Annotated in this window: 10 protein-coding genes; 4 read left to right on the forward strand and 6 right to left on the reverse strand. The window is 71.8% G+C overall.

Features of this window, described 5'->3' with window-relative positions:
* Nucleotides 1-4: 4 nt before the first annotated feature.
* The 4 genes from CDN99_RS10875 to CDN99_RS10890 all read right to left on the reverse strand — a co-directional run bounded on the left by CDN99_RS10875 (nt 5) and on the right by CDN99_RS10890 (nt 8,223).
* Entirely contained in the window at nt 5-2,926 is a 2,922-nt protein-coding gene (locus CDN99_RS10875; protein WP_088384891.1) for a PAS domain S-box protein, read from the reverse strand.
* A gap of 4 nt (nt 2,927-2,930) precedes the next feature.
* On the reverse strand, nt 2,931-3,971 hold the full coding sequence (locus CDN99_RS10880; protein WP_088384892.1) for an ABC transporter substrate-binding protein: 1,041 nt from the start codon (nt 3,969-3,971) through the stop codon (nt 2,931-2,933).
* Between the two features lie 235 nt (nt 3,972-4,206).
* Entirely contained in the window at nt 4,207-6,360 is a 2,154-nt protein-coding gene (locus tag CDN99_RS10885) for a putative bifunctional diguanylate cyclase/phosphodiesterase (RefSeq protein ID WP_141100735.1), read from the reverse strand.
* A gap of 108 nt (nt 6,361-6,468) precedes the next feature.
* A complete protein-coding gene (locus CDN99_RS10890; protein WP_088384894.1) occupies nt 6,469-8,223 on the reverse strand; it encodes a cyclic peptide export ABC transporter in 1,755 nt (584 codons plus the stop codon).
* A gap of 405 nt (nt 8,224-8,628) precedes the next feature.
* Here CDN99_RS10890 and fhuF point away from each other — a divergent pair, with 405 nt between their 5' ends.
* Nucleotides 8,629-9,396, forward strand: a complete 768-nt coding sequence (gene fhuF, locus CDN99_RS10900; RefSeq protein WP_088384895.1) for a siderophore-iron reductase FhuF — start codon at nt 8,629-8,631, stop codon at nt 9,394-9,396.
* Here fhuF and CDN99_RS10905 read toward each other — a convergent pair.
* Entirely contained in the window at nt 9,371-12,112 is a 2,742-nt protein-coding gene (locus CDN99_RS10905; protein ID WP_238139474.1) for a penicillin acylase family protein, read from the reverse strand. The genes fhuF and CDN99_RS10905 overlap by 26 nt on opposite strands.
* Nucleotides 12,113-12,346: 234 nt before the next feature.
* Between CDN99_RS10905 and CDN99_RS10910 the strand changes: the two genes are divergently transcribed.
* The 3 genes from CDN99_RS10910 (at nt 12,347) to CDN99_RS10920 (ending at nt 17,128) form a co-directional block, all read left to right on the forward strand.
* Nucleotides 12,347-13,483 (forward strand): GNAT family N-acetyltransferase, encoded by a 1,137-nt coding sequence (locus CDN99_RS10910; protein ID WP_238139475.1) that lies wholly within the window; start codon nt 12,347-12,349, stop codon nt 13,481-13,483.
* Between the two features lie 7 nt (nt 13,484-13,490).
* Nucleotides 13,491-14,771, forward strand: a complete 1,281-nt coding sequence (locus tag CDN99_RS10915) for a lysine N(6)-hydroxylase/L-ornithine N(5)-oxygenase family protein (protein WP_088385205.1) — start codon at nt 13,491-13,493, stop codon at nt 14,769-14,771.
* A gap of 122 nt (nt 14,772-14,893) precedes the next feature.
* A complete protein-coding gene (locus tag CDN99_RS10920) occupies nt 14,894-17,128 on the forward strand; it encodes a TonB-dependent siderophore receptor (RefSeq protein ID WP_088384897.1) in 2,235 nt (744 codons plus the stop codon).
* A 182-nt stretch (nt 17,129-17,310) separates the two neighbouring features.
* On the opposite strand, the gene CDN99_RS10925 is transcribed toward CDN99_RS10920, so the two are convergent.
* The gene (locus CDN99_RS10925) at nt 17,311-21,591 is read right to left on the reverse strand and encodes a non-ribosomal peptide synthetase (RefSeq protein ID WP_088384898.1); all 4,281 of its coding nucleotides are present in this window, start codon (nt 21,589-21,591) and stop codon (nt 17,311-17,313) included.
* Between the last annotated feature and the right edge of the window lie 2 nt (nt 21,592-21,593).

Here is a 21,593-nt window from a genome sequence, read left to right on the forward strand (position 1 = left end):
CGCGTCAGGGTGTTTCCGGGGCGCCGGGCGGTGTCGGTTCGCCGCCTTCCGGCACCGGCCTGGACGCCGCGGCCTGGGCCGCGCGCCGCAATGCCCGCCGGAGTTCGCGCAGCTTCGGCGGCTTGGCGAGCACGTCGTCGACGTGCCTCGGAATGTCGTCGTCGTCGATCAGCCGTTGCCCCCAGCCGGTGAGCAGGATCACCGGCGTGCCCGGCGAGGCGGTCTTCACCGCCGTCGCGACCTGTCGGCCGTCGACATGGGGCATGCCCAGATCCGTCACCACCACCTGGAAACCGCCGTCGCGTCGCGCGGCGTCGCGGAAGGCGTCGATACCGGCCTGCCCCGCGTTGGCGGTCGAGACCGCGTGACCATCGGCCTCCAGCGTTTCCTGCAGGGATCGCAGCAACAGCGGATCGTCGTCGACCAGCAGGACCCGCAGCGGCGGCGGCTTCTCGTCCGGCTCGACCGAGGCCGGCATGGCGCCGGAGTCCGGCGACGGCGCGGCGAAACGCAGCGCCACCCGGGTGCCCTGCCCCACCTCGCTGCTGATCTCCAGATCCGCGCCGTGCCGCTGCGCGATGCCATAGACCATCGCCAGGCCCAGGCCGGTGCCGCGCTCGCCCTTGGTGGTGAAGAACGGATCGAGGCAACGGCGGCGGGTCGCCTCGTCCATGCCCGCCCCGTTGTCGATGACTTCCAGCATCACCACCGCGCCCGTGCCCGTGCCCGTGCCCCCGGGCACGGGGCCGTCCACGGTGCCCGTGCGCAGCGTCAGGTCGCCGCCGTCCGGCATGGCGTCGACGGCGTTGAAGATCAGGTTGATCATCGCCTCCCGCAACTCGCTGTCCGTGCCCAGCACCTCCGGATCACCGGGCGACAGCTCGGTGCGGAGTCTGATGACGGCGCCGCGCTGTTGCGGCATGTCGCTCCAGCGCGCGCGCGTCAGTTCCACCACCTGCCCGACCAGCTGGTTCAGCGGCACGCGCACGAGCGCCGCGCCGGTCTCGCGCTGCCGGTAGAACTCGCGCATGCGCGCCACCGTCGCGGCCACGTCGTCGATCGCCTGGGCGATGTTGGTCAGCGCGCGGCGCGCCGAGGCGCTCAAGCCCGGCTCGCGCTCCAGCAGGCTCTCGGTGTAGAGCATCGCCGGCGAGATCGCGTTATTGATGTCGTGCGCGATGCCGCTGGCCATCTGCCCGAGCGCGCGCAGGCGCTCCTGCTGCAGGATCGCCTGCTGCGTCAGGCGCAGGTCGTCATAGGCCTGATGCAGCGCGCCATAGAGCTGCGCCTGGTGGCTGGCCAGGCTGACATGCTCGCTGAGCTGTTGCAGGAACTCGCAGTCGCTGCTGCTGAAGGCCTGCGGCGCCCGCCGGGCCGCGACCAGCACGCCGAACACGCGGTTCTCCGACTGCAGCGGCGCGATCACCAGCGATCGCAGCCCACCGCGCGCCAGGCGCTCGGGGAACGGGAACGGCAGGACGCTCACGTCGGGCTCGTAGACCAGTTGCCCCTTCACGCATTGCGACAGGCCGTTGCCGTCGATCGAGAACGCGGCCTGCTCGGGCATCGCGATCTCCGTGGCCAGCGGCGCGCTCTTGGCGCCGACGGCGATGACCCGCATCGCGTCGCCGCTCTCGTCGCGCAGGCAGACGCAGCTGAAGTCCACCGGCGCGTTGTCCTCCAGGTTGCGGATCACGGCCTGGAAGATGCTGTGCAGGTCCTGCCGCTCGCCGATCGCGCGCGTGATCTGGTTCAGCAGGTCCAGCCGCGCAAGCTGCGCCTTGAGCCTGGCCTCGCCCTGCTTGCGATCGGTGATGTCACGCAGGAACGCGCAGAAGCTCACCGCGTCGTCGGTCCGGATGGCCGTGATCGCGAGCTCGACGGGAAACTCGGCCCCGTCGCGGCGCAGCGCGCGCAGCTCGACGCGCTGGTTCAGCACCGTCTCCACGCCGGTGTCCAGATAGCGCCGCAGGCCGATGCGATGGGCCTCGCGGAAGCGCTCGGGCACGATGGTGTCCGCGAGCAATCGACCCACGGCCTCCTCGCGCTGCCATCCGAAGACCACCTCGGCTTGAGGATTCCAGCGCGTGATCCGCCCCTCCCTGTCGATGTTGACGACGGCGTCGAGCGCGGAATCCACGATCAGGCGGGTCTGCTCCTCGCTCTGGGCCAGACGATCACGCGATACCGTCGTCGTGCCGAGCAACGCGCTCATGCGGTCGAACTCGCGCGCCAGGTCGGCGATCTCGTCGGACCCGGTGCTGCCTATCGTGTGCGCCAGATCGCCGGCGCCCACCCGCAGCATGCCTTCGCGCAGCCGGGCCAGCGGCCGGGCGATGCCGCGGGAGACCAGGAACATGCCGACGGCCACCATGACGACCAGGATGGCCGACAGCGCCGTGACGATGGTGAAGGCCCGATGCTGCGCCGTGGCGACCACCTCCCGGCTGATGTCCTGCAGGCGGAACGATTCGGTCATCATGATCAGCGTCAGGCGGGACATGGCGGCGGTCAGGCGCCCCGTCCACTCCTCCAGGACATGCGGGTCGCCCTCGCCCGCCGAGCGGGCGCGCTGGGCCTGCACCAGCTCCGCGAAGAGCGCCGGGCACTTCTCGTAGGCCGCGCGGACCTGCGCGATGCTTTCGCGCTCCGCGCCGGCATCGAAGTCCCGCGCGCGATCGAGCACGGCGCCCAGCGAGCCGTAGGTGCTGGCCCATTGCGTCTCGATGCGGACCTCCGGCTGGCGCGCGTACTCCAGCGTCAGGTAGCGCAGGCCCGCCACCGATTCGACGATGTCGGCGGCCTCGCGGTTCTTGCGCACGCCGTCGGCGACCTGCCGACTCGACGCCCCCAGCGCGATCGCGATCGCCAGCGCCGCGAGCGCGCAGGCCCCACCGACGATCGCCAACCGGATCGATATCTTCATGACGCTAATGAATGATCGTGACCGAACGCGGCTTGACCGACGCCAGCCCGTCCAGATAGACCGCGTCCAGGAAGTTCGGCGCCTGCCTCGCCTCCACGACCCGGTTCCGCATCGCCCAGCGCCCCTGGTCCTCCAGCACCACCAGCAGGTGCTGCTCCAGCCCCAGCGCGAACCGGCTGCGATCGAGCAATTGCCGGGCCTCCTCGGGGGATTTGTCCAGTGCTTGCGCGACGATGGGCGCGCAGGCGGCCGGGTCGCGCGCCAGCAGTTGCTCGGCGCGCTCCAGCGCCGTGAGCAGCCGCCGCGTCGCCTCGCTGCGCTGGCGCGCGAACTGGCGCGAGGCGGTCAGGTTGAACGTCGAGTCGTAGATGCCTTCGCTGGGGAACACCGCCGCGCGATCACCCAGCCGCCGACGCGCGTCGGCGACCATGGGCTCCCAGGTCGCGATCGCGTCCGCCTCGCCGCGCTCCAGCGCGTCGACCAGGTCGCGCGGCTTCCTGTCGATCACCTGGACGTCCGCGCGGGACAGGCGTTGCCTCACCAGCATGACATCGAGCACGAAGTCGCCGCTCGTGCCGGCGCTGACGGCAACGCGTCTCCCCTTGAGCGACGCGACCGTCGTGATGCCCCGGTCCGTGCGGCCCACGATGGCGTGGTCGCTCTGGGTCGACAGGGTGGCCAGGATCGCGACCGGTTGCCCCCGCACCGCCGCCAGCGCGATCGGCAGCTCCGCCACGGTGGCGACATCGGCCTGGCCGGCGATCACCGCATCCAGCGCGGCCTTGCCCGAGGGGTGATGTTGCACCGTGACCTTCAGGCCCTGCTGCTCGAAGTAGCCCTTGGCGACGGCCACGAAAGTCGGGGCGGCACCGACGTAGGGCGTGACGGCCAGCACGATGGATTCCGGGGGGGCCGATGCCGGCGGCGTCGACGCGGGCGCGTCGACGTCACAACCGATCAGGACGGCCGCGAGGATGGCGAGCGGCCAAGCCCACCTGACGCGCGACCGCCAAACGGTCGAGCACTTCTCTCTCGTGAAGCGCATCGCAGCCTCCCTGCGGTTCCGAGCCCACCCGTCCAGGTGTCTCGCCACCGGTCGTCCGGGCAACGTCGAACGCACGACGCCCGCCGCCGGCAAGTGACTCAAGCATTAGAGAGCGGCGGGCCGGCAATGTCCAGCGCGGACGACAAGTGTCGGCGGCACCACCAGCGCCGCCGGCCCGTCAGGCGCGACGCCCCGGGACCGTCAAGAACAGGTCAAGGCCTGCGCCGCGGTCCGATCAACGGCCCAGCATCGCCGCCAGCTCCCCTGCCGGCACCGCCTTGCTGAAGTAGAAGCCCTGCAGCTCGTCGCAGCCCCGATCGCGCAGGAAGTCCACCTGCGGCAAGGTCTCGACGCCCTCGGCCACGACGTTCAGTCCGAGGGACTTGGCCATCGTGATGATGGCCTGCGCGATGGCCTGGTCCTCGCCGCTGCCCTCCAGATCCCGCACGAACGCGCGGTCGATCTTGAGCGTGTCGATCGGGAAGCGCTTCAGGTTGGCCAGCGACGAGTAGCCGGTGCCGAAGTCGTCCACCGCCAATCGCAGCCCCATGCGCTTGAAGCCCGCCAGCAGCGACATGGCGCGCTCGATGTCGCGCATCAGCATGCTCTCGGTGATCTCCAGCTCCAGGCTGGCCGGATCCACGCCGGTCGCGGCCACGATCGCGGCAACGTCGTCGAACAGGTTCTCGTCCGAGAACTGCCGCGCCGACAGGTTCACCGCCATGACAAGGTCGCCCACGCCCTCGCGCTTCCACGCCACCTGTTGGCGGCAGGCCTGCTCCAGCACCCAGCGGCCGAGCGGCACGATCAGGCCCGTCTCCTCGGCCACCGGGATGAACCTGGCCGGCGACACCGCCCCCATGTCGGGATGAGGCCAGCGCAGCAGCGCCTCCACGCCCTTGATGCGACCGTCCGCGGCCAGGACCTTGGGCTGGTAATGCAGTTGCAACTGCCCCTGGTCGAAGGCGCGCTGCAGTTCCGACTCGAAGGCCAGGCGCTCGATCGAATGGCGGTTCAACGCCGGTGAATAGAACGCGAAGCCGTTGCGCCCGTCCTCCTTGGCCTGATAAAGCGCGATGTCCGCGTGTTTCATCAGCGTGGGCTCGTCGGTGCCGTCGTCCGGATAGACGCTGATGCCGATGCTGGCGGTGACGCGCAACTCCTGACCCTCCAGGCGCAGCGGCGACGACAGCGCCTTCAGCAACTTGCGGGCGACGGTGCCCAGCCGCTCGGGCTGGTCCACGTCGGGCAGCAACAGCACGAACTCGTCGCCGCCCAGGCGGGCGATCAGGTCGCTCTCCCGCATGCATTGGGTCAGCCGCGCGGCCATGTCCCGGAGCAACGCGTCGCCGGCCTCGTGGCCCAGCGTGTCGTTGACGTTCTTGAAACGGTCCAGGTCCACGACGACCAGGGCCAGCCGCCGCCCATAACGCGCCGCCTCGGCCAGCGCCTGCGTCATCAGGCGCGCGTACTGCGTGCGGTTGGCCAGGCCGGTCAGCTTGTCGCTGTAGGCCAGGATCTCCACCTGGCGGGCGGCCTCCTTGGCCATCTCCGTCTCCAGCAGCAGCTCCAGGTAGCTCCGCTGCAGGTCCGCGGCCATGGTGTTGAAGGCCAGCGTGAGCTCGCCGATCTCGTCACGGTCCTGCGGCATCAGCGCCGGCGCGGGCGTGCCGCGAGAGAAACCGCGCACCGCCTGGTGGAGCTCCCGGACGCCGCGCGTGATCCGCCCCGAGACGCGGAACCCGAACACCCCGATGCCCAGGCACGCCGCGAGCCCCGCCGCCCCCACCAGGTACAGCGTGCCCACCTCGGCCTCGAAGAGCTGCAGGGCGATGTCGGTGTACTCCAGCACCACCGCGCCGACGATGCGCGCGTCCGGCCGCGGCGCGTCACGCATCGGCACGACCATCTGCTTGGCGCCGTTGGGATGCTGCGCGCTGATCTCGACGAAGCCGCGCGGCACGCCGTCGCGCATCGTGGCCTCGACTTCGCCGCCGCGGTCCTCGCGATAGATCTCGCCGAGCTCGGACTTCAGGATGTCCGCCATCGTCCGGCGCTCGCGGTCGACGATGAAGAGGTCGCGCTTGTAGAGGTCGTCCAGGCCTTCGACATAGGCCTGCAGGGCGTTGCTGTTGAAGGTGGCGCTGTAGGCGACGGAGGCCGCCAGATTCCTGGCCTCCAGCCGGGCCGCCGTCTCGATGGCGTCCAGTTGCACGGCGATCACGGTGCCCGTCAGCGCGAGCACCGTCACGCAGGCGGCGCCCACGGCGGCCAGCATGCGCGCGCGGATGCCGAAGGCGATGGGGCGATCCGCCTGCGTCTGGCGGTCGCCGGCGGCCGGATCGGGCGCGGCGCGGGCCGCCGAGTCACCGGGATGAACGATCGACATGAACAAGCCCCTGGACGCATTCTGACGATGCGCCTGCGGGCGAGCTTGCATGGGCCACCGCGCGGCGTCAACCTCGTCAGCCCCGGGGGGGACAGGCCGTCCGGGCGGCTAGTCGGCGGCCTGGTTCGCGGCGCTCGCCGTGCCGCCGACGCCGCGGGCTCCGACCTCGCCCGCCGCCTCGGCCCGCGGGGCGATCGCGGCCGGATTCTCCAGCGCGTTCTCCGGCGCGTTCTCCGGCGCGGTCTCCGGCGCGTCGCCGCCCGCCACCACCTGCCCATCCTCCATGCGGACGATGCGATCGGCCAGGTGGAAGTAGCGATCGTCGTGAGAGATCACCAGCACGCATTTCCCACGCGCGCGCAGCTCGGGCAGCAGCTCGCGGTAGAAGACTTCCTTGAACAGCGGGTCCTGGTCCGCGGCCCACTCGTCGAAGACCAGGAACGGGCGGTCCTCCAGGTAGGACACCACCAGCGCCAGCCGCTTGCGCTGGCCTTGCGACAGCTGCCGCGTGGTGAAGGCGCCGCCCTTCACCTGCACCTTGCCGTCCAGCAACAGTTTCTCCAGCAACCGGTTGCCGCGGTCGTCCAGGTCCGGGGAGGCGCCGTCCAGCAGTTGCTCGAAGAGGTGGAAGTCGGAAAAGATCGCGCTGAACAGCTGCCGGTAGTCGTCACGGTCCGCGTCGCCCACGGGATGCCCGTCCAGCACGATGGCGCCGCGGTCGGGCCGGTACAGGCCGGCCAGCAGCTTGGCCAGCGAGGTCTTGCCGCTGCCGTTGCCGCCCACCAGGAAGGTGATCTCGCCGGGGCGGAAGCTCAGGTGGACGGGCCCGAGCGCGAAGATCTCGTTGGCGCCCTCGTGGAAGTAGCGATGCCCGACGCCGCTCAGCCGCACGCTGCGGAAGGTCCGCGGCGCGGCCGGCGTCGCGAGCGTCGTCTGGGGCTCGATGCGTTCGAGCTGCCGGGTGATCTCGTCGATGCGGGCGCCCGACACACGCGCCAGGTTGGCCTTGGGCAGGCACAGCAGCAGCGTCTCCAGCGGCGCCACCATGTAGACGAAGACCAGCGCGAAGCCGGTCATGACCTTGACCCGGTCCGGCACGTCCCCGACCAGCGCGAACAGCACCAGCCCGATGAAGCCGTAGATCAGGAAGTTGCCCCAGGACGCCGACAGCACGAAGACCGACATGCCGACGGCGCGCTCGCGCCGCACCGTCTCGATCGAATCACCCAGCACCGCGTCGGCGAAGTGGCGGCGCTTGGCCGCGTTCAGGCGCAGCTCCTTGGCGCCGTCGACCAGCGAGCGGAAGTGGTCGAAGAGGCGGTCCTGCTCCTTCGCGGCCGTGTCCAGGTGGCGGATGGCCCGCAGGTGGGCCAGGTGATACCCCAGCGAGCCCAGCCCGATCACCACCACCGCCGCGGCGAAGACCGACCACGACAGCCAGGCCATGTAGACCATGCAGCCCGCCACGATGATGGCGTTGACCAGGATGGTGGGGAAGCTGACGAAGAAGTCGGCCACCCGCGCGCTGTGCTCGGACAGCGCGGACTGCACCTTGGGCGCGCCCAGCTCCTCCAGCCTGCGGTAGTCCGCCGCCAGCACGCGGGCCGAGATGAAGCGGCGCAGCTCGGCATGGGCGCGCTGGCTCAGGCGCTCGAACATCACCGAGGCCACCATCTGGCTGAGCATCGCCCCGAGCGCCGCGGCCGCGAAGCGCCAGGCCAGCGCGCCGCGGTCCGCGTCGTCCTGGGTCAGCGCCGCGTTGATCTGCGCCACCACCAGCACGCTGCAGATGCCCGAGGCCACGCTGGCCAAACCCGCCGCCCACAGCAGCAGGCGGGACTGTCGAATCAGATAAGAAAGCACGGTCCACCCATCATGAAAGCGGGATCCGCGCCGGGCAGTCGCCCGCGCCGGGCAGCCCCGAGGTCGGAATGCGCGCGCAGGCGCGGCTCTCCAGCCATGACGCCTCAGCCCCCTCCCCTGTTCAGTTCCGGCCACCCGGCGGTGAACAAACGCCCGTCTCACCCGTCATGCCAGGAGCGGCGCTTCGGCGCGAAGACCGCGTGCCCGCTCATGCCCGCCCGCACCCGCACCCGCACCCGCACCCGTGCTCGTGCTCGTGCTCGTGCTCGTGCTCGTGCTCGTGCTCGTGCTCGTACTCGTGCTGGCGCCGGTGCTGGTGCTGGTGCCGGTGCCGGTGCCGGTGCCGGTGCCGGTTTGTCTGCCTAGGCCCTTGCCCCCGGAGCGACCTCACATGCCTGGATCCCGATGATTCCGTTGCTGCAGCCGATCTTCCAGGGCGAGTGGGCCCCCCATGGCGAGACCCTGCGCTGCGCGCCGCACCGGCCGCCCGAGGCGATCCTGGTCGCCGACCTGCTGGCCGATCCCGGCCCGCTGCGGGACGCGCTGGCGCGGCAGGCCCGGCACCTGGGCGTCACGGGACCCGACCTGCGCGCCGTGGCCTCCGCCTGGAGCCTCGCCTACCTGTGGGCGCTGCTGCCGCCAGTCGTGGCCGGCGCGAGCCTGCTGCGGCATGCCTTCCCGGTCGACGCCGCCCACATCGCCGTCCACCTGGGTGCGGACGGCGAGCCGCTGAGCTTCCACATCACCGACGAGGGCCAGGCCTTGCCCGGCGCCAGCACCGCGCCGCGCTACGCGGCGTTGCTGCACGGTCACCTGCGGCCGCTCTTCGCCGCGCTGCATCGCCAGACGCGGGTGGCGGAGAAGATCCTCTGGAGCAACACCGCCCGCTACCTGGGCGAGATCTTCGAGCTGGCGATCCAGCTCGCCGGCCCGCTGCCCCACGTCGTCGAGGACCGGACGCTGCTGCTGGAGCAGGGCCCGTGGCCCGACGAGCGCGGCAATCCGATGCTCGCGCTGCCGCGTCGCACGGCGCTGGACGGCCAGGGCCGTCCGGTGCGCCTGCACCGGCACTGCTGCCTCTACTACCTGCTGCCGGACCAACCCTGCTGCGGCGGCTGCCCGCTGGCGCCGCGGTACCGCGCCACGCTCAGAACGACAGCACCGACCGCTTGAGCCGCGGGTCGCGGGCGATGTCCCGCTCATGGAACGGGAACGGCAGCCAGTCCTTGCGGGCATAACGCTCGACCGGCGCCAGGCCGATGCCGGCGACCAGCGCCCGCTCGTCCTGCCCCGACGCCTGCAGCGTGAAGGCCTGGACACCGGCGGCGTCGAAGCTCACGACCTGCAGATAGCTGTTGCCCGAGGTGTCGAGCCCCATGCGATCGCTGCCGTCGCTGTTGCAGGCCACGACGAAGTAACCGGCGGCATGGCAACCGCCATAGATGGGCAGGTGGCGGCCGCCGCTGTCCACCTCCCGGTGACGCGCGAGGGGGGCGTCGACCGCCTGGCCCTTGGCCTGCAGCGCGAGCACCGCTTCCGCCAGCGCGCGCGCCACGCGGCCGTCGGCCTTGCCCGGCGAGGCCGGCGTCTCCAGCGGCCTGTCGCTGGCGAAGGGCACGCGGTAGAGCGCTGCGGCCGGCAGCGCATCCAGGCGATCCCAGAAGGCGTCCCACAACAAGGCGCCGCGGTCGTTGGCCTCGGCGCGGCCGTCCCAGCGGCGCAGGACCTCGCAGGCGGACGCGACGTCCACGCGCTGCCGCGTCGGCACGGACAGGGACGCTGATGTCGATGTCGATGTCGATGCCGGCGCCGACTCGGTCGCGGTCGCGGTCGCGGTCGCGGATGCGGATGCGGATGCGGATGCGGATGCGGATGCGGATGCGGATGCGGAGGATGCCACCGGTACCGGCGCTGCCGCGACGACGGGGACTTCCGTCGTCCACTCGACCGTCGGCGCGGCGCAGGCCTGATCCAGCAACTCGCTCTTGAACAGCTCGGCCGAATAGGCGCGCGGCGTGAGGGCCGCGTGCTTCAAGCGCCGCCCCAGCGTCGCCGTGGAGCGCGTGTCGGCCGTCATCAGCTCGGCCGCCATCCGGTGCCCCAGCCGCCCGCGCAGCGACAGCGCCTGACGCTCCCCGCCCAGCACCGTGGGGTAACCCTCCAGCGGCGCCCGCGCATTGGTGAGCCAGTAGCTGTCGTTCATGTTGGCCACGTAGTCCCGGCGCAGCAGCGACGGCATGGCCTGGGCCGGCATCAGCCCCGGCCGCGTCGCGCCGGGCGACTCGCGCCAGTCGCAGGCGGCGCGGCTGCCGTCCAGGAACGGCGTCGCCGGATCCAGCCGCGCGAAGCCGGCGCCCAGCGGCGTGCCGCAGGCGGCGCGTAGCGCGTCCGGCACGTCGGGCACGGGGCCGATGTCGGCGAACCACACGCGGCCGTCGCCGCGCCCGATCGCGGTCGTGTTCACCCACGGCGTGGCCGCCTCGCGGCGCTGGATGGCGATGAAGTCGTCCAGCGAGGTCGCCTGATTCCAGAGGAAGAAGTTGCGGAAGGCGTGGAAGTTCTGCTCGTTGGCGTCGCGGATCGCCAGCGCGGTGTCGCGGGTCCAGCCGAAGGCCGCGTGGTGCGCGCCCAGGTCCAGCACCGGGCCGAAGCGGCTGCGGTACAGCGTGCGGGTCACGATGCCCGCCTCGCCGCGCGGGCCGCGCACGTCCACGCGCACCTCGCGCGCGTCCATGCGCTCGGACTGTCCGTCCCGCATCAGCCGTGTGGGATCGGTCGGGTCCAGCGTCAGCTGGAACAACCCGAAGCGCCGTGCCGCCGACACCGTATGGCTCCAGGCGACGTGGTCGTTGAAGCCGATCATCACCACCGGCACGCCCAGGAAGGACACGCCCGCCACGTCCAGCCGGCCGGGAATGGTGAGGTGCATCTGGTAGAAGCGGTCCGGTCCGCCCCAGAACCAGTGGGGGTTGCCGATCAGCAGCGCCTGGTCCTCGCCGGTGGCCTCGCCGCCGAAAGCCAGCATGTTGCTGCCCAGCGCGGCCTGGTCGCCGATGCCGCGCGAGAGCCGCGCCTGCAAGGTGTCGTCGCCGACATCGCGGCCGGCATCGCCACGCGTGCCCGCGCTGGCGATCACGCGGGAGCCCGCGCCGCTGTCACCGATGGCGCCCGGCGCGGCTGAGACCCGCGCGGCGCCGGCCGGCGCGGCGTTCACGATCTCTGGAATGAAACGCGCCAGCCCCGCCGCCACCTGCGCGGCGTAGAGGCGGCGGTACACGTCGTCGGGACCGATCTCTCGCAGCCACTCGGCGCCGGCGCAGGTCCGGTGGGCCCGGGCGCGCGCATCGGACCGGAACTCGGCCAGATAGCGGTTGTAGCCAGCCGCGAAACCGTCGATCAGCGCGTTGAGCTCTGGCGGCTGCTCGGCGCGGTAACGCGTGGTCATCGCCGCGTCGGCGAAACCGCGGAAGAAGAAGTCCAGGTCCAGGTTCTTCGCGCGGCCGAAGGTCGCGTGGCGCGCCGGTCGCTCGTCCGGGCCGAAGAACCAGGACCGCCGCCCCTCGAAGGTCACGAAGGCCTCGGCCAGCGTACACAGCGCGTCCTGCGCCTGCACGTAACCGACGCCGGCCCCCAGCTCGCGCCAGCCGTTGGCGCGCACATGGGGAATGCCGTCGGTGGTGCGGCGGATCTCCACGTCGCGCGGCCCGATGGCGGGCCTGGCCTTGCCTCGGGCGCTGGTGCTCGCGCTCGCGTCGGCGCCACCCCCGGCATCGCGGCCCTGCGCCGGCCCCTGCAGGCCCAGCATCGCCACGACCGTCGCCGCCGCCAGACACCACCGTCCGCGGCCGGCCAGGCGCCGCGTGGCGCTCCATTCAGTTCTCGCTGTCATCTCGTTCCTCGCCGTGCTTGCCGTGTTTGCGTTCTTCCGGTGGCCAGGGCCAGCCATCGCCGGTCCCGCCCGGGCATGCGTCGCCCTCGGGACGCAACCCCCGTCCCTGCCCAGACGATCCAGCGCCGCGCTTGTTCAACCGGCCGGCGCGGCCGGCGCGCGGGCCGCCCGCGACTGAACAACGGGCGGGCTGGATCGTCGTGACAGGGATCGGCCACCTTGAGGAGTTTTCCGATGTCTGCGATGTCTTTTCCCGCGGCCTCCGAGCTGGACTGGAACGAAACCACCACCCTGCGCTGCTACCCCGGCGGGATTCCGCATGTCGCCCTGCGCGACGGCGAGGCGCTGCTGGTGCGCGCCGCCGAGTCGCCCTCGCAGCAACGCTGGCACCTCGTCACCGGCCCGCAGGGGCTGACGCTCGCCAAGGCCACCGCGGCCACGCCGAGCGTCGAGGAGGTGCTCGCCGCGCTGGAAGCCGCGTTCACCTTCCACCCCACCGCGCGCGACTGCCGATTGACCGGCGCCACCGCGTGGCCCGCCGCGCTGTTCCCGATGGGCGCGCTGCTGCGCGACGGCCAGACCGTGCGCGCCAGCCGGGAGCTGCTGTGGCAGTTGCCCGCGTTGTGGAAACCGGCCGTCGCCCCCGTCATGCCGCCGCAGTACGTGCTCAGCCACGGGCGCCGGCATCCCCGTCGGCCGCCCAAGCCCGAGGGCCTCGTCTACCAGCGCTTCATCCCCTGGCTGGGCAAGACCTTCAGCTTCCGCATGGCTGAGCCGGAGGCCGACCTGGCGCGCATCAACCGCTGGATGAACGACCCCGCCGTGGCGCAGGTCTGGCAGGAGGCCGGCGATCTGGACAAGCATCGCCGCTACCTGGCCGAGCTGGCGGCCGACCCGCACATCTACCCGATGATCGCCAGCCTCGACGGCGAGCCCTTCGGCTACTTCGAGGTCTACTGGGCCAAGGAAAACCGCGTCGCGCCGTTCTACGACGTCGACGACCACGACCGCGGCTGGCACGTGCTGATCGGCGAGCCGTCCTTCCGCGGCAAGGGCATCGCCACCGCGTGGCTGACGTCGATCTCGCATTACCTCTTCCTCGACGACCCGCGCACGCGCCGCGCCATCGGCGAGCCGCGCGCCGACCACGCCCAGCAGATCCGCAACCTGGACCGCTCCGGCTACGCCAAGGTCAAGGAGTTCGACTTCCCGCACAAGCGCGCGCTGCTGGTCACGCTGCTGCGCGAGCGCTTCTTCGACGACGCCTTGTGGTGGCCACGCGTGGACGCGCCGGTGCCCGCCCCGGTCCGCGCCGGCATCCCCGCCGTCGCCGCTGCCGACGTCCCTGCCCCATCGCGCCAGGAGGCCTGAGATGCCCATGCAGATCCACGACCTCGTCGGCATCGGCTTCGGCCCGTCCAACATCGCGCTGGCGGTCGCGCTCGACGAGCAGCGCCACGGCGGACGCCGCCTGGACGCCCTGTTCATCGAGCGCCAGCCGTCCTTCGCCTGGCATCCCGGCATGCTGCTGGACCAGGCGCACATGCAGATCTCCTTCATCAAGGACCTGGCCACGCTGCGCAACCCGACCAGCCGCTTCAGCTTCCTCAACTACCTGCACGAGAAGCGCCGGCTCGCCGACTTCATCAACCTCAAGACCTTCTATCCGAGCCGCCTGGAGTTCAACGACTACCTGGGCTGGGCCGCGGCGCAGTTCGACGACTGCTGCGCCTACGGCGAGGAGGTGCTGGAGGTGCGGCCCGAGTGCAGCGGCGACACGGTCTCCGCGCTGCGCGTGCGCGCCCGCCACGCCGACGGCCGCACCAGCGAGCGCCTGGCGCGTCACCTGGTGGTGAGCCCCGGCGGCAGCGCCAACATCCCCGAGGCCTTCCGGCCGCTGCACGGCGACGCGCGGGTCTTCCACTCCAGCCGCTACCTGGCCGGTATCGAGCGGCTGCCGCGCGCGCGCCGGATCGCCGTGCTGGGCGCCGGGCAGAGCGCCGCGGAGATCTTCCTGGACCTGCAAGGCCGGGCCGAGGACATGCAGGTGGACCTGATCATGCGGGCGCGCTCGATCAAGCCGTCCGACGACAGCCCCTTCGTCAACGAGATCTTCAACGCCGAGTTCATCGACGACGTCTACGCCGCCAGCGACGCCGACCGCGCGGCCATGCTGCGGGAGTTCTGGCACACCAACTACGCCTGCCCGGACCTGGAGCTGATCCAGCAGATCTACAAGGTCTCCTACGAGCAGAAGGTGCGGGGCCACACGCGGTTGCGCCTGCTGCGCCGCCACGAGATCCAGGACGTGACCGCCGACCGCGACGGCCTGCACCTGCGCATGAGCAACCTGCACAGCGGCGCGCCGGTGCTGGAGCGCTACGACGCGGTGGTGCTGGCCACCGGCTACGAGCGCGACCTCCATCGCCGCCTGCTCGCGCCGCTGGCGCCGTGGCTGGGCGACTTCGCCGTGGACCGCAACTACCGGGTGCGCGCCACGGCCGACTTCCGGCCCGCGATCTTCCTGCAGGGGGCCTGCGAGGACACGCACGGCCTGAGCGACACGCTGCTGTCCGTCACCGCCGTGCGCACCGGCGAGATCTGCGACGCGCTGCTCCACGCGCAGCGCCAGCCCTGGCCGGAGGCGGCCCGGGCCTGAGCCTTGAACCGAGCCCCATCGGCCCGGCGCGGCTTCGGGTCGTCGCACCGACGACAGCCGCGCCGCCGGCCTCAAGAACAAGGGGAGCGATCCAGCGCTTCCCAAGAATTTCGACCACCACCATGAGCACCACGATGATCTCCCCCGTCCGGGTTCCCTCCCTCCGTCCGACCAGCCTTCGTCCAACGACCCTGCGTTCCGCCGCCGTCGCCGCCCCGCGGCGTCCCCGACTGGTGCCGACCGCGCTGGCGGCCTGCGCCGCCCTGGCCGCGCTGACCGCGGGCCTGCCCGCGCGGGCGCAGGAGGCGGCGCCCGCGGAGGACGCCAAGCCCGCGCTGCCCACCGTCCGCGTGCAGGGCAGCCGCGCCGGGGACTCGGGCCGCGTCGTCAAGCGCGCCGCCGTCGGCACCAAGACCGAGACGCCGCTGATCGAGGTGCCGCAATCGGTGCACGTCATCACCGCCAGGGAGTTGGAGGACCGCGGACTGACCACGCTCACCGAGGCGGTGCGGCAGACGCCGGGCGTGGCGGTGAACCCCTACGGCAACGACTCGCGCGCGCCGGACTGGGTGATCCTGCGCGGCTTCGACGGCTGGTACACCAGCAGCTATCGCGACGGCCTGATCCAGACGGTCGGCCAGACCTTCCTGGGCGTGCAGACCGAGGTCTACGGCCTGGAGCGCCTGGAGATCCTGCTGGGCCCGTCGTCGGTGCTGTTCGGCAAGGGCGACGTAGGCGGCGTGGTCAATCGCGTCAGCAAGGTGCCCACCGACGACATGGTCCCCGAGATCGAGCTGCAGACCGGCAGCTTCGGCCGCAAGCAGGCGGCCGCGGACGTGGGCGGCTCGCTCGATCAGGACGGCAGCCTGCGCTACCGCCTGGTCGGCCTGTACCTGGACACCGGCACGCAGGAGAAGTACCCCAACGGCCAGCGCATGGAGCGCCGCCGCAACTACCTGGCACCGTCGCTGCGCTGGGACCTGGCGCCGCGCACCTCGCTGATCCTGCAGGCCGAGCATCTGCAGGACGACGCCTCGGACGACGTGCAATACGTGACCGGCGCGGACGGCCAGCCGACCAGCGTCAAGGAAGGCGACCCGCGCTACAGCCGCATCAAGACGGGCTCCGACGCGGGCGGCTACCAGTTCGAGCACCGCTTCGGCGACGCGCCCGGCGACTGGCGCCTGAGCCACAAGCTGCGCGTGGCGCGGCGCACGATGGACAAGCACCACATCCTGTCCTGGCTGGACGCGGACGGCGTCACGCTGCAGCGCCAGGCCCGCCACGACGTCGAGTCCGTCAACGAGACCACCACCGACACCACGCTGCAAGGCACGGTGACCACCGGCGCGCTGCAGCACGGCCTGCTGTTCGGCGTGGACTGGGACCGCAGCAAGGCGCGCTGGCAGCGCTGGCAGGACATGACCCGCCCGCTGGACATGAACCGCCCGGTCTATGGCATCGACATCGCCTCGCCCACCACGCCGGTGGCCGACAACGTCATCACGACGACGCAGCTGGGCTTCTACGCGCAGGACCAGTTGAGGTGGGGCGAGCACTGGCGCTTCACGATCGGCGCGCGGCACGACCGCGTCAAGACCGACAGCGATGACCGATTGGGGGCCACCCAGGCGCGGCAGCAGGACAGCGCCACGACCGGACGCGTGGGCGTCAACTACCTGCTGGGCGACGGCTGGTCGCCCTACGTCAGCTATGCCGAGTCCTTCGTGCCCAACGTCGGCACCGACTTCAGCGGCAAGACCTTCGTGCCCAGCGACGGCCGCCAGGTCGAGGCCGGCATCAAGTACCTGCCCAAGGACAAGCCCTACGCCTTCACCGCCGCGGTCTTCAACCTCAGGAAGACCAACGTGGTCGGTTATGACCCGGTCACCTTCGACGCGCACCAGATCGGCAGCGTCCGCTCGCGCGGCATCGAGCTGTCGGCCAACGCGGAGCTGACGCGTCAGCTGCGCCTGATGGCGTCGTACACGGCGCTGGACCTGAAGGTGCTGTCCAGCGCCAACAGCGCCGAGGTCGGCCACACGCCCATCCTGGTGCCGGAGCGCACGGGATCGCTGTGGCTGGACTACAGCGTCGCCGACGGCACGCTCGCCGGGCTGGGCTTCGGCGCCGGCCTGCGCTACGTGGGCAAGCGCTGGAACAACGAGGCCAACACCTCGTCGCAGCCGGACTACACGCTGGTGGACGCCTCCGTCCGCTACGTCACCGGGCCGTGGCGTTTCTCCCTCAGCGGCAGCAACCTCTTCGACAAGCGCTACTACTCGGCCGTGGCCTATGGCAGCTACTTCCGCGGCGAGCAGCGCAGCCTGCTGCTGAGCGCGAAGTACCACTTCTGAGCACGCGCTGAAGCCAGCGGCCGCCACGGCGTCGGCGTCGGTGTCGGCAAGGTCCGAGCGCCTGTGCAGGCATCGTCGGCATGGCCTCGCGGCGGCGGCCGCGGGGCCATCGCCCGTGCCATCGCGCATGCCATCGCGCATGCCATCGCAGGCTGCCCGGGATTCCGCCCGGGCAGCCTTTTTCATGCGCGCGCGAGACGGTCCGTCTCGGCGAGTCGTTCCACCAGATCCGCCAGCAACGCGGGGCTGCGGATGATGTCCAGATGGGTGGCCGCCGCAATGCGGCGCGTGGCCACGACCGGCGCGGACGTCGTCCAATCCCGCAAGGTCCCTTCGGCGCTCAGCGAGTCCTCGGCCTGGTAGACGTGGACCGGCGTATCGCCGCGATCGTGGCGGTATCGCGCCGCCTGGACGCGCTTGTCCAGCGTGGCCCACAGCAGGTACTCCGCCGCATCCTCGCCGGCGCCGTCCAGTGGCAACGGCTGATCGCGACCCGCGTGATCCGCGATGCAGGCGCGCTCGTCCTCGTCCATGCGGCCGAACAGATCCCGCCAGCGGTCCGCCATCTCGGAGCGCGCCAGCCAGGCATCGATCCTGGCCTGCGCCTGCTCGCGCCGCGCATCGTCGAGCCGGCGCTCGGGTCGCAGCGGCTCCGTCTCGAAGACATCGACCATGGCGACGAACGCGACCTCGACGCGACCCCGCAGCAGGCGCGCCACCTCATGGGCGAGGTCCCCGCCCGAGGACCAGCCCAGCAGCGCGCAACGGCCGGCGGGCGCGGTGGCCGCGATGAAGTCGGCGTACTCCGCCGCCAGCGCCGGAATGGAGAAGCCGCGCCAGCGCTTGTCGGTGTAGACGTGGCTCACGAAGGCGTGCACGGGACGGCTGGCACCGACGGCGTCGGCCAACGCGGTGAACTCGCGCGTGTTCACGATCATTCCGGGGATGCAGTACAGCGGCGTACCGGAGCCATTGCCCACGTCGCTGCCGCTGCCGCTGCTGCTGGCGCTGCCACTGCTGGTGCTGGCGCCGATGCCGGTACGGCCGGGGTTCAGGCACACGGCATCGTGCGTGGCCTCCAGCCCCCGCCGCAGCGAGGCGGCCAGCTCTCCCAGGTTGGCTGCCTGCATCACCGCCGGCAGCGACAGCCGCGCGCCGCCCGGCAGTTGCCGGCGAATGCGGGCGATCAGCTTGAGGCTGAGCACCGAGTCCCCGCCCAGGTCGAAGAAGCTGTCCTCGCGCCCGATCCGTCGCGGCTCGATGCCGAGCAGGTCGGCCCAGAGCGCCGCCAGCGCCTTCTCGCCGGGATCGACCAGGGCATGCCTGGCGTCGCGCTCGTCCATGGCCGGCTCGGGCCGCGGCAACGCGCGCCGGTCCACCTTGCCGTTGGCGTTGAGCGGCAGCGCGGGCAGCACCCGCAGCGTGGCGGGCAGCAAGTAGGCGGGCACGCGGTGTCCGAGCCCGTCCTTCAAGGCATCGACGTCCAGCACGCGGCCCGTCCTCGGGACCACGTAGGCCCACAACTCTGCCCGCCCCTGATCGCCGACACCGGCCAGCACGAAGGCATCGGCCACATCCGGACAGTCGCGCAGCACGCCTTGCAGCTCGCCCGGTTCGACGCGATGGCCGCGGATCTTGACCTGATCGTCCTGCCGGCCGAGGAAGGCGAGCGTGCCGTCGCTGCGCAGTCGCACGCCGTCGCCGGTCCGGTAGAGCCGCGCGCCGTCGGTGAACGGGGACGCGACGAAACGGCTCGCGGTCAGGCCCGGCTGGCCCGCGTAACCACGCGCCACGCCGGGGCCGCCGAGGTAGAGCTCGCCGGTCATGCCCGGCCGCACCACGCGCAGGTCCGCGTCCAGCGCGTAGGCCGCCATGCGCGGCAACGGGCGGCCCAGCGGCAGCACGTCCGGCGCCGGGTCGGTCGGCGCGAGCGCATGGGTCAGGACACCCACGGTGGTCTCCGTCGGCCCGTAGTGATTGAAGACGCGCAGGTCCGGCCGCAGTTGCCGGATCTGCCGCAGCAACGCCTCGTCCGTCGCTTCGCCACCCAGCACGAGCACCCGCGCCGGCAGCACCGCCGCCGCGTCGCGCGCGTTGAGCAGGCCGCGCAGATGGCTGGGCACGATCTTCAGCACGTCCGCCGGATGCCGCGTCATGTGCGCCGCGAACGCGTCCGGATCGAAGGCCTCGGCGGTGTCCGGCAGATGCAGCGCGCCCCCGCCGCACAGCGCGCCGAACAGCGAGGTGTGGCCCAGGTCCGCCGCCACCGTCGACGCCATCGCGAAGCTGGCGCCGGACGGCAGCGCCAGGCGCGTCAGCAGCCCCGACACGTAGCTGGCCAGCGCACCGTGCGAAACCACGACGCCCTTGGGCTGGCCGGTGGAGCCGGACGTGTAGATGACGTAGGCGGCCTGGTCCGGATGCGGCGGCGCAGGCCTCGCCGCCCGCGCTCGCGCCGCCGTTGCGGCCGGTGGCGTGTCCGGCAACGCGTCGAAGCGAGGAACGACGGTCCGCACCGCCCCGGCCCACTCGGGGGCCGACGTGCTCATCAGCACGGACGCGCCGCAGTCCGCCAGCACCTGCCCCAGCCGCCGCGCCGGCGCCGACGGATCGAGCGGCACGAAGGCCCCGCCGGCCATCAGCACCGCCATCACGGCCAGCACGAACTCCGGCGACCGGTCCAGGCAGATCGCCACGCGGCGCTCCGGCCCCACGCCCAGCCCGCGCAGATGCGCCGCCCATCGCTGGGCGGCTTCCGCGAGTTCCGCGTAGCTGTGCGCCCGCTCGCGCTGGACCAGCGCGGGGGCGTCGCCATGCTTTGCCGCAATGGCGGCGAACAGCGCCGGCACGCTCGTGTGACTGGGCGTCGTCGCGGCCTGCTCGCCCACCAGGACCGTGCCTTCGCCCGGCAACGTCAGCTCGGCGACCGCCCGATCAGGATCGCGCGCCACTTGCGCGGCCAACGCGTGGAACGCTTCGACCAGACGATCGATCGTCGCGCGATCGAAACGCTGCGTGGCGTAGGCGAGATCGAAGCCGAGTCGATCGCCGTCGGACACGACGTCCAGGCTGAGGTCGAAATGGATGTCGTCGACGGCCACCGCCCGCGCCGCGACCTGCAGATCGCTGGTGCCGGTGAGCGCGTCGCCGGCCGTCTGCTGCGCGCATTTGATCTGGAAGAACGGATGCAGCCCCGGCTGCCTTTCGACGCCGAGCTGGTCGACCAGCAGGTCCAGCGGCAGCTCCGCGTGGCGCTTGGCCTCCAGCAACCCGTTGCGGACCTGCCGCAGCAGGGCCGAGAACCCGGCCCGTGGATCGATGCGCGTGCGCAGCGGCAGCACGTTGGTGAAATGGCCGACGACCGTCTCCAGTTCGGCGCGGTCCCGATTGACCGTCGGCAGGCCGATGCAGAGGTCGGTGTCGCCGCCATAACGCATCACCAGCAGCTTGAGCAGCGCCACCGTGACCATGTAGGGCGAGGCCGCCTGCCGGCGCGCGAGACCCGTCAACGCCGCGGCCACGTGGCGATCGAGATCGAAGCTCAGCAGCGCGCCGCGCGCGTCCTGGCCGCGACCCCGCGGTCGGTCCAGCGGCAACGCGGTCGCGGGCGGCAGTCCGTCGAGTCGCTCGCGCCAGTAGGCCAGTTGCCGGTCCTGCTCGCCGGCTTCGAGCCAGTGGTGCTGCCAGGTCGCGTAGTCGGCGTAGTCGATGGCCGGCCAGGCGCCGTTGCCGCCTTCGGCTGCCCCGGCGCCCTGCAGATCGGCCACCAGCTCGCGCATCAGCAGATCCACCGAGCTGCCGTCCGCGACGATGTGATGCACGCCGAGCAACAGCTCCAACCGCCCGTCGGTGAGTACATGCAGCGCCGCGCGAAACAGCGGGCCGTTCTCGAGGTCGAAAGGCCGCGCGGCGAAGGCTCGCTCTTCGTCGGCCAAGGCATCGGGCGGTCGCTTGGCGGGTCCACCGGTTGGCCCATCGGTCGACACACCGATCGACCCGTCGGCCGATCTGCTCGCCAACGCGCCGGCGTCCTCCTCATTGGCGACCCAGTCCCGTCGGGCCCACTCGAAGGACTGCCCGTCCGACATCGGCCGCACGCGCTGCACCGGCTGCCCGTCGGCATCGGTGCCGAAGCAGCTCCGCAGCGCCGGATGACACGCGGCCAGCCGACGCACCGCGGCCGCCACGCGCTCGGGCGTCACCGCGCCGCGCAGGCTCAGGCGACCCGCCAGGTTGTACGCCGGCGACTGCGGCGCGCCTTGCCAGGCCAGCCACAGCGCCCGCTGCGCGCAGGCCAGCGGCGCAGGGGCGGCCGGGTCCTCGGGATCGCCCAGAGGCCGCTTCACGATCGGCAGCGTCGCGAAATCGAGCCCTTCGCCCGTCAGGCGCTCCAGAAAGATCCGCCGCTTGGGCGCGCTCAGTTGCGCGAACCGGCGCGCGAGGGAAACAAGCTCCGCAGTCATCG

This window comes from Roseateles aquatilis, assembly GCF_002205645.1.
In the GTDB taxonomy this organism is placed as follows: Bacteria; Pseudomonadota; Gammaproteobacteria; order Burkholderiales; family Burkholderiaceae_C; genus Roseateles; species Roseateles aquatilis.

What these genes read in the sequence shown, in the direction of transcription:
- CDN99_RS10875 (WP_088384891.1), bottom strand. Translation starts at nt 2,926, where the DNA reads ATGAAGATATCGATCCGGTTGGCGATCGTCGGTGGGGCCTGCGCGCTC.
- CDN99_RS10880 (WP_088384892.1), bottom strand. Translation starts at nt 3,971, where the DNA reads ATGCGCTTCACGAGAGAGAAGTGCTCGACCGTTTGGCGGTCGCGCGTC.
- fhuF (WP_088384895.1), top strand. Translation starts at nt 8,629, where the DNA reads ATGATTCCGTTGCTGCAGCCGATCTTCCAGGGCGAGTGGGCCCCCCAT.
- CDN99_RS10885 (WP_141100735.1), bottom strand. Translation starts at nt 6,360, where the DNA reads ATGTCGATCGTTCATCCCGGTGACTCGGCGGCCCGCGCCGCGCCCGAT.
- CDN99_RS10920 (WP_088384897.1), top strand. Translation starts at nt 14,894, where the DNA reads ATGAGCACCACGATGATCTCCCCCGTCCGGGTTCCCTCCCTCCGTCCG.
- CDN99_RS10915 (WP_088385205.1), top strand. Translation starts at nt 13,491, where the DNA reads ATGCAGATCCACGACCTCGTCGGCATCGGCTTCGGCCCGTCCAACATC.
- CDN99_RS10910 (WP_238139475.1), top strand. Translation starts at nt 12,347, where the DNA reads ATGTCTGCGATGTCTTTTCCCGCGGCCTCCGAGCTGGACTGGAACGAA.
- CDN99_RS10925 (WP_088384898.1), bottom strand. Translation starts at nt 21,591, where the DNA reads ATGACTGCGGAGCTTGTTTCCCTCGCGCGCCGGTTCGCGCAACTGAGC.
- CDN99_RS10905 (WP_238139474.1), bottom strand. Translation starts at nt 12,112, where the DNA reads ATGACAGCGAGAACTGAATGGAGCGCCACGCGGCGCCTGGCCGGCCGC.